The sequence below is a fragment of the Enterobacter sp. PP-008-ECC_S150 genome, from assembly GCF_045257065.1.
GTDB classification, from domain to species: domain Bacteria; phylum Pseudomonadota; class Gammaproteobacteria; order Enterobacterales; family Enterobacteriaceae; genus Enterobacter; species Enterobacter chengduensis.
In genome coordinates, this window is record NZ_JBJHHG010000001.1 from 141,541 (window position 1) to 156,514 (window position 14,974).

The window sequence follows — 14,974 nt, forward strand, 5'->3', positions numbered from 1 at the left end:
GATCCCCGAACCGTAGGCCGGGTAAGGCGAAGCCGCCACCCGGCTAAAAAGAGCGCCACACTCAGACAATTCCAGACAGTCTTCCATATTTCCTCCATTTTTCCGCTGTGTTAACTGACTAAACTAGTATCATTCCCCGAAGTATTCAGGATGAGAACCTATAACGATGAAAGGCAGTAACAAAACCCGCTGGGCAATCGCCGCTGGCATCATTGTGGTGGTGCTTGCCGCCGCCTGGTACTGGCACAGCCAATCCGCGAACTCCGCTGCGCCCGCTGGCGCCAGCGGTCAGGCACAGCGCACGGCAGGCGGAGGGCGTCACGGCATGCGCGGCGGCGCGCTGGCGCCGGTACAGGCGGCCACCGCGGTGAATAAAGCCGTTCCTCGCTATCTTACGGGTCTCGGGACCATCACCGCCGCCAACACCGCGACGGTGCGCAGCCGCGTCGACGGCCAGCTCATCGCGATCCACTTCCAGGAAGGTCAGCAGGTTAAAGCCGGCGACCTGCTGGCGGAAATCGACCCGAGCCAGTTTAAGGTCACCCTGGCCCAGGCGCAGGGTCAGCTCGCGAAAGACAAAGCCACGCTCGCCAATGCCCAGCGTGATTTAGCGCGCTATCAGCAGCTGGTGAAAACCAACCTCGTTTCGCGTCAGGAGCTGGACACCCAGCAGTCGCTGGTGAGCGAAACGCAGGGCACCATCAAAGCCGACGAGGCCGCCGTCGCCAGCGCGCAGCTGCAGCTGGACTGGAGCCGTATCACCGCACCGATTGACGGGCGCGTCGGCCTGAAGCAGGTCGATATCGGCAACCAGATCTCCAGCGGCGACACGACGGGCATCGTCGTAATCACCCAGACTCACCCGATTGATTTAGTCTTCACCCTGCCGGAAAGCGACATTGCGACCGTCATGCAGGCGCAAAAAGCCGGACAGGGGCTGGTGGTCGAAGCCTGGGACCGCACCAACAAGCAGAAGCTCAGCGAAGGTTCCTTGCTCAGCCTGGATAACCAGATCGACACCACCACCGGCACCATCAAGCTGAAGGCGCGCTTTAACAATCAGGACGATGCCCTCTTCCCGAACCAGTTCGTCAATGCGCGCATGCTGGTTGCCACCGAAGAGAACGCGGTGGTGATCCCCACCGCCGCGCTGCAGATGGGTAACGAGGGTAACTTCGTCTGGGTGCTTAACGGCGACAATAAGGTCAGCAAGCACCTGGTGAAAACCGGTATTCAGGACAGCCAGACGGTAGTGATTGCCGCAGGCCTTTCCGCAGGCGACCGCGTGGTCACCGACGGCATCGACCGTCTGACCGAAGGGGCCAAAGTGGAAGTGGTTGAACCTGCAAAACAGGGAGAGAAATCCTGATGCAGGTGATGCCGCCAGGCTCTACAGGTGGGCCGTCACGCCTGTTTATTCTCCGTCCTGTCGCCACCACGCTGCTGATGGTGGCGATCCTGCTCGCCGGGATTATCGGCTACCGCTTCCTGCCCGTGTCGGCGCTGCCGGAGGTGGATTACCCGACCATTCAGGTGGTGACGCTGTATCCGGGTGCCAGCCCGGACGTGGTGACGTCCGCCATCACCGCCCCGCTGGAGCGCCAGTTTGGGCAGATGTCCGGGCTAAAACAGATGTCCTCCCAGAGTTCCGGCGGGGCCTCCGTCGTGACGCTGCAGTTCCAGCTGACGCTGTCGCTGGACGTCGCCGAGCAGGAGGTGCAGGCCGCCATCAACGCCGCCACCAACCTGCTGCCGTCTGACCTGCCTAACCCACCGGTCTACAGCAAGGTGAACCCGGCGGATCCGCCGATCATGACGCTGGCCGTTACCTCCTCCGCCATGCCGATGACGCAGGTCGAAGACATGGTTGAAACCCGCGTGGCGCAGAAGATTTCTCAGGTTTCCGGCGTCGGCCTCGTTACGCTGGCAGGCGGCCAGCGCCCGGCCGTGCGCGTGAAGCTGAACGCGCAGGCGATTGCCGCGCTCGGTCTGACCAGCGAAACCATCCGCAGCGCCATCAGCAATGCGAACGTTAACTCGGCGAAAGGCTCGCTGGACGGCCCGACCCGCGCGGTGACGCTCTCCGCCAACGACCAGATGCAGTCCGCGGATGAATACCGTCAGCTGATTATCGCCTACCAGAACGGCGCGCCGGTCCGTCTGGGCGACGTGGCGACGGTGGAGCAAGGGGCGGAAAACAGCTGGCTCGGCGCATGGGCCAACAAGCAGCAGGCGATCGTGATGAACGTCCAGCGCCAGCCGGGCGCTAACATCATCGAAACCGCCGACAGCATCCGCACCATGCTACCGCAGCTGATCGACAGCCTGCCGAAATCGGTTAGCGTAAAAGTACTTTCCGACCGCACCACCAACATTCGCGCGTCGGTTACCGACACTCAGTTCGAGCTGATGCTGGCCATTGCGCTGGTGGTGATGATCATCTATCTGTTCCTGCGCAACGTCCCGGCGACCATTATTCCCGCCGTCGCCGTGCCGCTCTCGCTGGTCGGCACCTTTGCGGTGATGGTGTTCCTCGATTTTTCGATTAACAACCTGACGCTGATGGCGCTCACCATCGCCACCGGCTTCGTGGTGGACGACGCCATCGTGGTTATCGAGAACATCTCGCGCTATATCGAGAAAGGCGAAAAACCGCTGGCGGCGGCGCTGAAGGGCGCGGGCGAGATCGGCTTTACCATTATCTCCCTGACCTTCTCGCTGATTGCGGTGCTGATCCCGCTGCTGTTTATGGGCGACATCGTCGGGCGTCTGTTCCGCGAGTTTGCCGTCACGCTGGCGGTGGCCATTTTGATCTCCGCCGTGGTGTCGCTGACCCTGACGCCGATGATGTGCGCCCGCATGCTGAGCCACGAGTCCCTGCGCAAGCAAAACCGCTTCTCCCGCGCCTCCGAGCGCATGTTCGAACGCATTATTGCCGCCTACGGCCGCGTGCTGGCGAAAGTGCTGAACCATCCGTGGGCCACGCTCGGCGTGGCGCTGGGCACGCTGGCGCTCAGCGTGATGCTGTGGATTTTCATTCCGAAAGGCTTCTTCCCCATCCAGGACAACGGCATTATTCAGGGCACGCTTCAGGCCCCGCAGTCGGTCTCCTTCGCCAATATGGCCCAGCGCCAGCAGCAGGTGTCTGAGATCGTCATGAAGGACCCGGCGGTAGAGAGCCTGACCTCCTACGTGGGCGTCGACGGCACCAACCCGTCGCTCAACAGCGCGCGTCTGCAGATTAACCTCAAGCCGCTGGACGAGCGCGACAATCGCGTCAACGCCGTCATTGAGCGGCTGCAAAGCGCCGTCGCGCGCGTGCCGGGCGTGGAGCTTTACCTGCAGCCGATTCAGGATTTGACCATTGATACCCAGGTCAGCCGCACGCAGTACCAGTTCACGCTGCAGGCCACCTCGCTGGATGACCTCAGCACCTGGGTGCCGCAGCTGGTGAATAAGCTTAACACCCTGCCGCAGCTCGCCGACGTCAGCAGCGACTGGCAGGACAAAGGCCTGGCGGCGTACGTGAACGTCAACCGCGATACCGCCAGCCGTCTCGGCATTACCATGGCGGACGTGGACAACGCCCTGTATAACGCCTTCGGGCAGCGCCTGATCTCCACCATCTACACCCAGGCGAACCAGTATCGCGTCGTGCTGGAGCACAACACCGAGAATACGCCCGGCCTGGCGGGGCTGGACTCGGTGCGCCTGACCAGCAAAGACGGCGGGATTGTGCCGCTGAGCGCTATCGCCACGGTGGAAGAACGCTATACCCCGCTGTCGATTAACCATCTGGATCAGTTCCCGTCCACCACCATCTCCTTCAACGTGCCGGACAATTACTCTCTCGGCGAAGCGGTGGAGGCCATTCAGGCGGCTGAAAAAGAGCTCAGCTTCCCGTCCGATATTCAGACCCAGTTCCAGGGCAGCACCCTGGCGTTCCAGGCCGCGCTGGGGAATACCATCTGGCTTATCGTCGCGGCGGTCGTGGCGATGTACATCGTGCTCGGCGTGCTGTACGAGAGCTTTATCCACCCAATCACTATTCTCTCTACCCTGCCGACGGCGGGCGTGGGGGCGCTGCTGGCGCTGATGCTGGCGGGCAGCGAGCTGGACGTGATTGCCATTATCGGCATCATCCTGCTTATTGGGATCGTGAAGAAAAACGCCATCATGATGATCGACTTCGCCCTGGCCGCCGAGCGCGAGCAGGGCATGTCGCCGCGCGATGCCATCTTCCAGGCCTGCCTGCTGCGTTTTCGTCCGATCCTGATGACCACGCTGGCGGCCCTGCTGGGCGCGCTGCCGCTGATGCTCAGCACCGGCGTCGGGGCGGAGCTGCGCCGTCCGCTGGGTATCGGCATGGTCGGCGGCCTGCTGGTGAGCCAGGTATTAACCCTGTTCACCACGCCGGTGATATATCTGCTGTTTGACCGCCTGGCGCTGTGGGCCAAAAGCCGCTTCCCGAAACGTGAAGAGGAGGCATAAGTGAAGTTTTTCGCCCTCTTCATTTATCGCCCGGTGGCGACGATTTTAATCTCACTCGCCATTACCCTCTGCGGCGTGCTGGGCTTCCGGCTGCTGCCGGTGGCGCCGCTGCCGCAGGTGGATTTCCCGGTGATCATGGTCAGCGCCTCGCTGCCTGGCGCCTCGCCGGAAACCATGGCCTCGTCCGTCGCCACGCCGCTGGAACGCTCGCTCGGGCGAATTGCCGGGGTCAACGAAATGACCTCCAGCAGCTCGCTCGGCAGCACGCGCATCATTCTGGAGTTCAGCTTCGACCGGGATATTAACGGCGCGGCGCGCGACGTGCAGGCGGCCATCAACGCCGCGCAAAGCCTGCTGCCGAGCGGGATGCCGAGCCGTCCAACGTACCGCAAGGCCAATCCGTCCGACGCGCCGATCATGATCCTGACGCTGACGTCAGACACCTACTCGCAGGGACAGCTTTACGACTTTGCGTCTACCCAGCTGGCGCAGACAATTTCACAGATTAACGGCGTGGGTGACGTGAGCGTCGGCGGCAGCTCCCTGCCCGCCGTGCGCGTGGGCTTAAACCCGCAGGCGCTGTTCAACCAGGGCGTATCGCTGGACGACGTGCGCTCCGCCATCAGCAACGCCAACGTGCGCAAACCGCAGGGGGCGATTGAGGACACCAGCCACCGCTGGCAGATCCACACCAACGACGAGCTGAAAACCGCCGCGGAATACCAGCCGCTGATCGTCCACTACAACAACGGCGCGGCGGTGCGCTTAAGCGACGTTGCCAGCGTCACCGACTCGGTGCAGGACGTGCGCAACGCCGGGATGACCAACGCTAAACCCGCCATTTTGCTGATGATCCGCAAGCTGCCGGAAGCCAACATTATCGAGACGGTGAACAGCATTCGCGCCCGCCTCCCGGAGCTGCAGGAGACTATCCCGGCCGCGATCGACCTGCAAATTGCCCAGGATCGCTCCCCGACCATTCGCGCCTCGCTTGAGGAGGTGGAGCAGACGCTGGCGATCTCCGTCGCGCTGGTGATCCTGGTGGTCTTCCTGTTCCTGCGCTCCGGTCGGGCGACGCTGATCCCGGCGGTGGCCGTGCCGGTATCGCTGATCGGCACCTTTGCCGCCATGTACCTGTGCGGGTTCAGCCTCAACAACCTGTCGCTGATGGCCCTGACGATTGCGACGGGCTTCGTGGTGGATGACGCCATCGTGGTGCTGGAAAACATTTCCCGCCACCTGGAAGCGGGGGTGAAGCCGCTTCAGGCCGCCCTGCAGGGGACGCGCGAGGTGGGCTTTACGGTGCTCTCCATGAGCCTGTCGCTGGTGGCGGTGTTTCTGCCGCTGCTGCTGATGGGCGGACTGCCGGGCCGCCTGCTGCGCGAGTTTGCCGTCACGCTCTCCGTCGCCATCGGCATTTCTCTGGCGATCTCGTTAACGCTGACGCCAATGATGTGCGGCTGGATGCTCAAGCGCAGCAAGCCGCACTCGCAGCCGCGCCGCAAAGGCTTTGGTCGCGTCCTGATGGCGATGCAGGAAGGCTATGGCAAATCGCTGAAGTGGGTGCTGAACCATACCCGACTGGTCGGTCTGGTGCTGATCGGCACCATCGTGCTCAACGTCTGGATGTACATCACCATCCCGAAAACCTTCTTCCCGGAGCAGGACACCGGCGTGCTGATGGGCGGCATTCAGGCGGACCAGAGCATTTCGTTCCAGGCGATGCGCGGCAAGCTGCAGGACTTTATGAAGATCATTCGTGAAGACAAAGCCGTGGATAACGTCACCGGCTTTACCGGCGGGTCACGCGTTAACAGCGGGATGATGTTTATTACCCTTAAACCGCGCGGCGAGCGCAACGAAACCGCCCAGCAGGTGATTGACCGCCTGCGGGTGAAGCTCGCTAAAGAACCGGGCGCGAACCTGTTTTTGATGGCCGTTCAGGATATCCGCGTCGGCGGGCGTCAGGCGAACGCCAGCTATCAGTACACGCTGCTTTCGGACGATTTAGCCGCCCTGCGCGAGTGGGAGCCGAAGATCCGCAAGGCGCTGGCCGCCCTGCCGGAGCTGGCGGACGTGAACTCCGATCAGCAGGACAACGGCGCCGAGATGGCCCTGACCTACGACCGCGAAACCATGTCGCGTCTGGGCATTAACGTTGAGGCCGCCAACAGCCTGCTGAACAACGCCTTCGGCCAGCGCGAGATCTCCACCATCTACCAGCCGATGAACCAGTACAAGGTGGTGATGGAGGTAGACCCGCGCTATACCCAGGACATCAGCGCCCTGGACAAAATGTTTGTGATTAACAGCGACGGCAAGGCGATTCCGCTCTCCTACTTCGCCAGCTGGCAGCCAGCCAACGCGCCGCTGTCGGTCAATCACCAGGGGCTGTCGGCGGCGTCGACCATCTCCTTCAACCTGCCCGCCGGTTCGTCGCTGTCTGAAGCCAGCGATGCAATCAACCGCGCGATGACCCAGCTTGGCGTGCCGTCCACCGTCCGCGGCAGCTTTGCCGGGACCGCGCAGGTATTCCAGGAGACGATGAACTCGCAGGTGATTTTGATTCTGGCCGCCATCGCCACGGTCTATATTGTGCTGGGCGTGCTGTATGAGAGCTACGTGCACCCGCTGACCATCCTTTCGACGCTGCCGTCGGCGGGCGTGGGGGCACTGCTGGCGCTGGAGCTGTTCGGCGCGCCGTTCAGCCTCATCGCGCTCATCGGCATTATGCTATTGATAGGTATTGTGAAGAAAAATGCGATTATGATGGTCGACTTCGCGCTGGACGCCCAGCGCAACGGCGGCCTCTCACCGGAAGAGGCGATCTTCCAGGCGTGCCTGCTGCGTTTTCGTCCGATCATGATGACCACCCTGGCGGCGCTGTTTGGCGCGCTGCCGCTGGTGATTTCCGGCGGCGACGGCTCCGAGCTGCGCCAGCCGCTGGGGATCACCATCGTCGGCGGCCTGGTGATGAGCCAGCTGCTGACGCTGTACACCACGCCGGTGGTCTATCTGTTCTTCGACCGCCTGCGGCTGCGTTTTTCGCGTAAAAACAGAAACACGGTGACCGAGTAAATGACCGACCTCCCCGCTAACGTTCGCTGGCAGTTATGGATAGTCGCCTTCGGCTTCTTTATGCAGTCGCTGGATACGACCATCGTCAATACCGCCCTCCCCTCCATGGCGAAAAGCCTGGGGGAGAGTCCGCTGCATATGCATATGGTGATTGTCGCCTACGTGCTGACGGTGGCCGTGATGCTGCCCGCCAGCGGCTGGCTGGCGGACAAAGTGGGCGTGCGCAATATCTTCTTTACCGCCATCGTGCTGTTTACCACCGGCTCGCTGTTTTGCGCCCAGGCCAGTACCCTCGACCAGCTGGTGATGGCGCGCGTGCTGCAGGGCGTTGGCGGGGCGATGATGGTGCCCGTCGGGCGGTTAACGGTGATGAAGATTGTGCCGCGCGAGCAGTACATGGCGGCAATGACCTTTGTCACCCTGCCCGGCCAGGTGGGGCCGCTGCTGGGCCCGGCGCTCGGCGGCATTCTGGTAGAGTACGCCTCCTGGCACTGGATCTTCTTAATCAATCTTCCCGTTGGCATCATCGGCGCCATCGCCACCCTGACGCTGATGCCAAACTACAAAATGCAGACGCGGCGCTTTGATTTCTTCGGCTTTATCCTGCTGGCGGCGGGCATGGCCACCCTCACCCTGGCGCTCGATGGGCAAAAGGGATTGGGGATTTCGCCCCTGACGCTCGGGCTGCTGATCGCGCTCGGGGTTACCGCAATACTGTGGTATCTGCGGCATGCCAGCGGTAACGATAAGGCGCTGTTCAGCCTGAACCTGTTTAAAAACCCGACCTACCGTCTCGGGCTGTTCGGCAGCTTCGCCGGACGAATCGGCAGCGGCATGCTGCCGTTTATGACGCCCGTTTTTCTGCAAATTGGCATGGGATTTTCGCCGTTCCACGCGGGCCTGATGATGATCCCGATGGTGCTCGGCAGCATGGGAATGAAGCGCATCGTGGTGCAGGTGGTGAACCGCTTTGGCTACCGTCACGTGCTGGTGACCGCCACGCTGGGGCTGGCGCTGGTGAGCATGCTGTTTATGGCCGTGGCGCTGATGGGCTGGTACTACGTCCTGCCGCTGGTGCTGTTCTGCCAGGGGATCATCAACTCCATGCGCTTCTCGTCGATGAATACCCTGACGCTGAAGGATCTCCCGGACGATCTGGCGAGCAGCGGCAACAGCCTGCTGTCGATGATCATGCAGCTCTCCATGAGCGTAGGGGTGACCATCGCCGGTTTACTGCTCGGCATGTACGGCCAGCACCATCTCAGCGTCGACACGCCGGTGGCGCATCAGGTCTTTATGTATACCTATTTCAGCATGGCGGTCATCATCGCCCTGCCCGCCTTCATCTTCGCCCGCGTGCCGGATGATACCAGCAAGAACGTCGTGATTCGGCGCGGCAAAAGGAGTGGCTCATGAAATTCTGGCGCCCGGGCATTACCGGCAAGCTCTTCGTGGCGATATTTGCCACCTGTATCGTCCTGCTGATCACCATGCACTGGGCGGTGCGGGTAAGCTTTGAGCGCGGCTTTATTGATTACATCAAGCATGGTAACGAGCAGCGCTTGCAGGGCCTAAGCGATGCGCTGAGCGAACAGTACGCCCAGCACGGCAACTGGCGCTTTCTGCGCAATAACGACCGCTTTATTTTCCAGATCCTGCGCTCGCTGGAGCACGACACCGGTGACGATCGCCCGGGGCCAGGCATGCCGCCGCACGGCTGGCGCACTCAGTTCTGGGTAATCGACCAGGACATGCGCACGCTGGTTGGCCCGCGCGCGCCGATCCCCCCGGACGGCACTCGTCGGGCGATAAAGGTCAATAACGCCATCGTCGGCTGGGTTATCGCCTCCCCGGTGGAGCGCCTGACGCGCAACACCGACATCAACTTTGACCGCCAGCAGCGCCGCACAAGCTGGCTGATTGTCGCTCTCTCCACCCTGCTCGCCGCGCTCGCCACCTTCCCGCTGGCGCGCGGTCTGCTCGCCCCGGTGAAACGGCTGGTGGAAGGGACGCACAAGCTCGCCGCCGGGGATTTCACCACCCGCGTCGATACCCGCAGCCAGGACGAACTGGGCAAGCTGGCGCAGGACTTTAACCAGCTCGCCAGCACGCTGGAGAAGAACCAGCAGATGCGCCGCGACTTTATGGCCGATATCTCCCACGAGCTGCGCACCCCGCTGGCGGTGCTGCGCGGCGAGCTGGAAGCCATTCAGGACGGCGTGCGCCAGTTTACGCCCGAATCGGTGGCCTCCCTGCAGGCAGAGGTAGGCACGCTGACCAAGCTGGTGGACGACCTCCACCAGCTCTCCATGTCCGACGAAGGGGCGCTGGCCTACCAGAAAGCGCCGGTAGACGTGATTAATATTCTGGAAGTGATCAGCGGCGCCTTCCGCGAGCGGTTTGCCAGCCGAAATCTGAAAATCGACCTCTCCCTGCCGGACAGCGCGGTGGTGTTTGGCGACAAGGACCGTCTGATGCAGCTCTTCAACAACCTGCTGGAAAACAGCCTGCGCTACACCGACAGCGGCGGCGGGCTGCACATCTCCGGCAGGCAGGAAAACGGGCGCTTTGCCCTGACCTTCGCGGATTCCGCCCCCGGCGTGCAGGACGCGCAGCTGGAAAAACTGTTTGAACGTTTCTACCGCACCGAAGGCTCCCGCAACCGCGCCAGCGGCGGCTCCGGCCTGGGGCTGGCGATTTGCGTTAACATCGTCGAGGCGCATAATGGCACGATCCGCGCCGCCCATTCGCCTTTTGGCGGGGTTAGCATTACAGTAGAGTTACCTCTGGAACGGGATTTATCGAGAGAAGCATGACCGAGTTACCGATTGACGAAAACACGCCGCGCATTTTGATTGTGGAAGACGAACCCAAGCTGGGGCAACTGCTGATCGACTATTTACGCGCGGCCAGCTATGCCCCGTCACTGATAAGCCACGGCGACCAGGTGCTGCCTTACGTGCGCCAGACGCCGCCAGACCTGATCCTGCTGGACCTGATGCTGCCCGGTACCGATGGCCTGACCCTGTGCAAAGAAATTCGTCGTTTCTCCGACGTGCCGATCGTCATGGTCACCGCCAAAATTGAAGAGATTGACCGCCTGCTGGGGCTTGAAATTGGCGCGGATGATTACATCTGCAAACCCTACAGCCCGCGTGAAGTGGTCGCCCGCGTGAAAACCATTCTGCGCCGCTGCAGGCCGCAGCGCGAGCTTCAGGTGCTGGACGCCGAAAGCCCGCTGATTGTCGACGAAAGCCGCTTCCAGGCGAGCTGGCGCAGCAAGCTGCTGGACCTGACCCCTGCGGAGTTCCGCCTGCTGAAAACCCTCTCCCACGAGCCGGGAAAAGTCTTTTCCCGTGAACAGCTGCTGAACCACCTGTATGACGATTACCGCGTGGTGACCGACCGCACCATCGACAGCCATATCAAAAACCTGCGCCGCAAGCTTGAGGCGCTGGACGCCGAGCAGTCGTTTATCCGCGCGGTGTACGGCGTTGGGTACCGCTGGGAAGCGGACGCGTGCAGGATTGCGTAGCCAGCAGAGAGCTAATCCAGGCCGGGTCAGGCGAAGCCGCCACCCGGCACAATCACTTTACCTCCCCTTCCCGCAGCGCTACAATGCCCGCCCTTAAAGTGGGGGATCTCCCCTTACCGCTGCACCTGGTGCACGCGGATCTGACCTGTCATCAGAACGAGAACAAACATGTTTAAACCGGAACTCCTTTCCCCGGCGGGAACGCTGCAAAATATGCGTTACGCTTTCGCCTATGGTGCCGACGCCGTTTACGCGGGCCAGCCGCGCTATTCGCTGCGCGTGCGCAACAACGAATTCAACCACGAGAACCTGCAGCTCGGCATCAACGAAGCGCATGCCCTGGGCAAAAAATTCTACGTGGTGGTCAACATCGCGCCGCACAACGCCAAGCTGAAGACGTTCATCCGTGACCTGAAGCCGGTAGTGGATATGGGGCCGGACGCGCTGATCATGTCAGACCCGGGTTTAATCATGCTGGTTCGGGAGAACTTCCCGGAGATGGATATTCACCTCTCCGTTCAGGCTAACGCCGTCAACTGGGCGACGGTGAAGTTCTGGAAGCAGATGGGGCTGACCCGCGTCATTCTCTCTCGCGAACTCTCTCTGGAAGAGATCGAAGAGATCCGCACCCAGGTTCCGGATATGGAAATCGAAATCTTCGTCCACGGCGCGCTGTGCATGGCCTACTCCGGCCGCTGCCTGCTCTCCGGCTACATCAACAAGCGCGACCCGAACCAGGGCACCTGCACCAACGCCTGCCGCTGGGAATATAACGTCCAGGAAGGCAAAGAGGACGATATCGGCAACATCGTCCACAAGCACGAGCCGATCCCGGTCACCAACGTTGAGCCGACGCTGGGCATCGGCGCGCCAACCGACAGCGTGTTTATGATTGAAGAAGCCAAACGTCCGGGCGAGTACATGACCGCCTTTGAAGACGAGCACGGCACCTACATCATGAACTCGAAAGATCTGCGCGCCATCGCCCACGTCGAGCGCCTGACCCAGATGGGCGTGCACTCCCTGAAAATTGAAGGCCGCACCAAATCCTATTACTACTGCGCGCGCACCGCGCAGGTATACCGTAAAGCCATCGACGATGCGGCCGCCGGTAAACCGTTCGATACCAGCCTGCTGGAAACCCTGGAAGGCCTGGCCCACCGCGGCTATACCGAAGGCTTCCTGCGCCGTCATACCCACGACGACTACCAGAACTACGAGCACGGCTACTCCGTTTCCGAGCGCCAGCAGTTTGTCGGCGACTTTACCGGCGAGCGCAAAGGCGCGCTGGCGGCCGTGGCGGTGAAAAACAAGTTCACCAAAGGCGACAGCCTGGAGCTGATGACCCCGCAGGGCAACATGAACTTCACGCTGGAGCATCTGGAAAACGGTAAAGGCGAAGCGATTGACGTGGCGCCGGGCGACGGGCATACCGTCTGGCTGCCTGTGCCGGAAGAGGTGGAGCTGAAGTTCGCGCTCCTGATGCGTAACTTCAACGGTGAAAGTACCCGAAATCCGCACGGTAAATAGTCAATCAGGGAAATTTTTTCGCGCTGGGATAATTCTTAGAAACGGATCACATACCGCTTCGTTCAATACGGGTATTATCCCCCCGCTGAAAAACATAACCCATAAATGCTAGCTGTACCAGGAACCACCTCCTTAGCCTGCGTAATCTCCCTTACGCGGGCTTATTTTTTCCCTTTCATCCTGTTCTTACCCGCTTTTTTCCGCTCTGCTATACACTGTTACTAACGCTAAAAAAGGGAGCAGCGCGGATGGCAACCTATCCAGACAGTTTATTGATTCTCAACGGCAAAAGTGCAGGCAACGATCTGTTGCGTCAGGCCATTCAGGATTTGCGTGACGACGGCGCGCGCATTCACGTACGGGTAACCTGGGAAAAGGGCGACGCGGCACGCTATATCAACGAAGGCTTAACGCTAGGCGTCAGCACCATCATTTCCGGCGGCGGCGACGGCACCATCAATGAGATCGCGTCTGCGCTTATCGACCTGCCGCCGACAGACCGCCCGGTCATGGGCATTTTACCGCTCGGCACCGCCAATGATTTCGCCACCAGCGCCGGGATCCCTGAGACGTTAGATAAGGCGCTACAGCTTGCGATCCTCGGCAAGGCTACCGCCGTGGATATCGCGCAGGTAAATGACAAAACCTGCTTTATCAATATGGCGACCGGCGGGTTCGGCACGCGCATCACCAGCGAAACGCCGGAAAAGCTGAAGGCGGCGCTGGGCGGCGTATCGTACCTGATCCACGGCCTGATGCGCATGGATACCCTCAAGCCTGACCGCTGTGAAATTCGCGGCGAGGATTTTCAGTGGCAGGGTGACGCGCTGGTGATCGGCATTGGCAATGGCCGCCAGGCGGGCGGCGGCCAGCAGCTGTGCCCGGAAGCGCTGATTAATGACGGCCAGCTACAGCTGCGTATTTTCACGGGCGACGGTCTGCTGCCCGCGCTGTTTACCACGCTGACGCAGCCGGAAGAGAGTCCGAATATCATCGCCGGGAAATCGGCATGGTTTGAGGTGAATGCCCCGCACGGGATGACCTTTAACCTCGACGGAGAGCCGCTGAGCGGGACGCAGTTCCGCATAGAGGTGTTGCCCGGCGCGCTGCAGTGCAGGCTGCCGCCGGACTGTGTGCTTTTGCGCTGAGTGTATTGCCGGGCGGCGGCTACGCCTTACCCGGCCTACGTTTCGTCCCCAGGTCAGGCAATCGTTACTTTGCTGTCCAGATAGACGTCCTGCACCGCATTGATCAGCTTCACGCCGTCGGCCATCGATTTCTTAAACGCCTTACGGCCAAGGATCAGCCCCATGCCGCCCGCGCGTTTGTTGATCACCGCCGTACGCACCGCGTCTGACAGGTCGGTATCTCCGCCCGCCGCGCCGCCGGAGTTAATCAGCCCCGCGCGCCCCATATAGCAGTTCGCCAGCTGGTAGCGCACCAGGTCAATCGGGTTATCGCTGGTCAGCTTGCTGTACACGCGATCGTCGGTATAGCCAAAGTTCACCGCCTTATAGCCGCCGTTATTTTCGGCCATTTTCTGCTTCACGATATCTGCGCCGATGGTCGCCGCCAGGTGGTTCGCCTGTCCGGTCAGGTCAGCGGAGACGTGGTAATCTACCCCGTCTTTTTTGAACGCCGGGTTACGCAGGTACGCCCACAGCACGGTCACCAGGCCAAGCTCGTGCGCGCGCTCAAACGCCGCGGAGATCTCTTCAATCTGACGACGAGACTGCTCAGAGCCGAAGTAAATCGTCGCCCCGACGGCTACCGCCCCCATGTTGAACGCCTGCTCGACGCTGGCGTAGAGGGTCTGGTCATATTCGGTGGGGTAGCTGAGGGTTTCGTTGTGGTTCAGCTTCACGAGGAACGGAATGCGGTGGGCATAGCGACGCGAAACCGACGCCAGCACGCCATAGGTGGAGGCTACGCAGTTACAGCCCGCTTCAATCGCCAGCTCAACGATGTTCTTCGGATCGAAATAGAGGGGGTTCGCCGCAAAGGACGCGCCCGCCGAGTGCTCTACGCCCTGGTCCACCGGCAGAATTGAGAGGTACCCGGTGCCGCCGAGCCGCCCGGTGTTGTAGAGCGTCTGCATGTTTCGCAGGACCGCAGGCGGACGGTTGTTATCGACCATCACGCGGTCAACGTAGTCATGACCAGGCAAATACAGCTGGTCGGCTGGAATGGTCATACAACGATGCTGTAAAAGGCTGTCGGCGTCTTTGCCAAGCAACTGCGCAATATCAGTCATGTGATACTCCCGTAAGTCCGACGTCGTGTCGGTGTGTGTTTATCCAGTCCCATCTTTTATGGGCAGACTAAGCCTGGTACCGACTT

General features: G+C 61.2%; 9 protein-coding genes. 8 read left to right on the forward strand and 1 reads right to left on the reverse strand.

Going from position 1 to position 14,974, the window contains the following annotated elements:
* Positions 1-166 precede the first annotated feature (166 nt).
* The 8 genes from ACJBF3_RS00660 to yegS all read left to right on the forward strand — a co-directional run bounded on the left by ACJBF3_RS00660 (position 167) and on the right by yegS (position 13,782).
* Entirely contained in the window at positions 167-1,369 is a 1,203-nt protein-coding gene (locus ACJBF3_RS00660) for an MdtA/MuxA family multidrug efflux RND transporter periplasmic adaptor subunit (protein WP_045328084.1), read from the forward strand.
* Positions 1,369-4,491 carry an MdtB/MuxB family multidrug efflux RND transporter permease subunit gene (locus ACJBF3_RS00665; RefSeq protein ID WP_045328083.1) on the forward strand — a complete coding sequence of 1,041 codons (3,123 nt, stop codon included), beginning with the start codon at positions 1,369-1,371 and terminating at the stop codon, positions 4,489-4,491. The genes ACJBF3_RS00660 and ACJBF3_RS00665 overlap by 1 nt, the downstream gene beginning before the upstream one ends.
* Positions 4,492-7,569, forward strand: a complete 3,078-nt coding sequence (gene mdtC / locus ACJBF3_RS00670) for a multidrug efflux RND transporter permease subunit MdtC (RefSeq protein WP_045328082.1) — start codon at positions 4,492-4,494, stop codon at positions 7,567-7,569.
* The gene (locus tag ACJBF3_RS00675; protein ID WP_045328081.1) at positions 7,570-8,985 is read left to right on the forward strand and encodes an MFS transporter; all 1,416 of its coding nucleotides are present in this window, start codon (positions 7,570-7,572) and stop codon (positions 8,983-8,985) included.
* Positions 8,982-10,385 carry a two-component system sensor histidine kinase BaeS gene (gene baeS, locus ACJBF3_RS00680; RefSeq protein WP_045328080.1) on the forward strand — a complete coding sequence of 468 codons (1,404 nt, stop codon included), beginning with the start codon at positions 8,982-8,984 and terminating at the stop codon, positions 10,383-10,385. The genes ACJBF3_RS00675 and baeS overlap by 4 nt, the downstream gene beginning before the upstream one ends.
* Positions 10,382-11,104 carry a two-component system response regulator BaeR gene (gene baeR / locus ACJBF3_RS00685; protein ID WP_045328079.1) on the forward strand — a complete coding sequence of 241 codons (723 nt, stop codon included), beginning with the start codon at positions 10,382-10,384 and terminating at the stop codon, positions 11,102-11,104. Before baeS ends, baeR begins: the two co-directional genes overlap by 4 nt.
* Before the next feature lie 168 nt (positions 11,105-11,272).
* Positions 11,273-12,634 carry a tRNA 5-hydroxyuridine modification protein YegQ gene (gene yegQ, locus ACJBF3_RS00690; protein WP_032652696.1) on the forward strand — a complete coding sequence of 454 codons (1,362 nt, stop codon included), beginning with the start codon at positions 11,273-11,275 and terminating at the stop codon, positions 12,632-12,634.
* Between the two features lie 248 nt (positions 12,635-12,882).
* Positions 12,883-13,782, forward strand: a complete 900-nt coding sequence (gene yegS, locus ACJBF3_RS00695) for a lipid kinase YegS (RefSeq protein ID WP_045328078.1) — start codon at positions 12,883-12,885, stop codon at positions 13,780-13,782.
* 53 nt (positions 13,783-13,835) lie between these two features.
* Here yegS and fbaB read toward each other — a convergent pair whose 3' ends face one another.
* A complete protein-coding gene (gene fbaB, locus ACJBF3_RS00700; protein ID WP_045328077.1) occupies positions 13,836-14,888 on the reverse strand; it encodes a class I fructose-bisphosphate aldolase in 1,053 nt (350 codons plus the stop codon).
* Positions 14,889-14,974 lie beyond the last annotated feature (86 nt).

Excerpts from the sequence above, each read along its gene's own strand:
- yegS (WP_045328078.1), top strand. The coding sequence starts at position 12,883 with ATGGCAACCTATCCAGACAGTTTATTGATTCTCAACGGCAAAAGTGCA.
- ACJBF3_RS00675 (WP_045328081.1), top strand. The coding sequence starts at position 7,570 with ATGACCGACCTCCCCGCTAACGTTCGCTGGCAGTTATGGATAGTCGCC.
- ACJBF3_RS00660 (WP_045328084.1), top strand. The coding sequence starts at position 167 with ATGAAAGGCAGTAACAAAACCCGCTGGGCAATCGCCGCTGGCATCATT.
- ACJBF3_RS00665 (WP_045328083.1), top strand. The coding sequence starts at position 1,369 with ATGCAGGTGATGCCGCCAGGCTCTACAGGTGGGCCGTCACGCCTGTTT.
- fbaB (WP_045328077.1), bottom strand. The coding sequence starts at position 14,888 with ATGACTGATATTGCGCAGTTGCTTGGCAAAGACGCCGACAGCCTTTTA.
- baeS (WP_045328080.1), top strand. The coding sequence starts at position 8,982 with ATGAAATTCTGGCGCCCGGGCATTACCGGCAAGCTCTTCGTGGCGATA.
- baeR (WP_045328079.1), top strand. The coding sequence starts at position 10,382 with ATGACCGAGTTACCGATTGACGAAAACACGCCGCGCATTTTGATTGTG.
- yegQ (WP_032652696.1), top strand. The coding sequence starts at position 11,273 with ATGTTTAAACCGGAACTCCTTTCCCCGGCGGGAACGCTGCAAAATATG.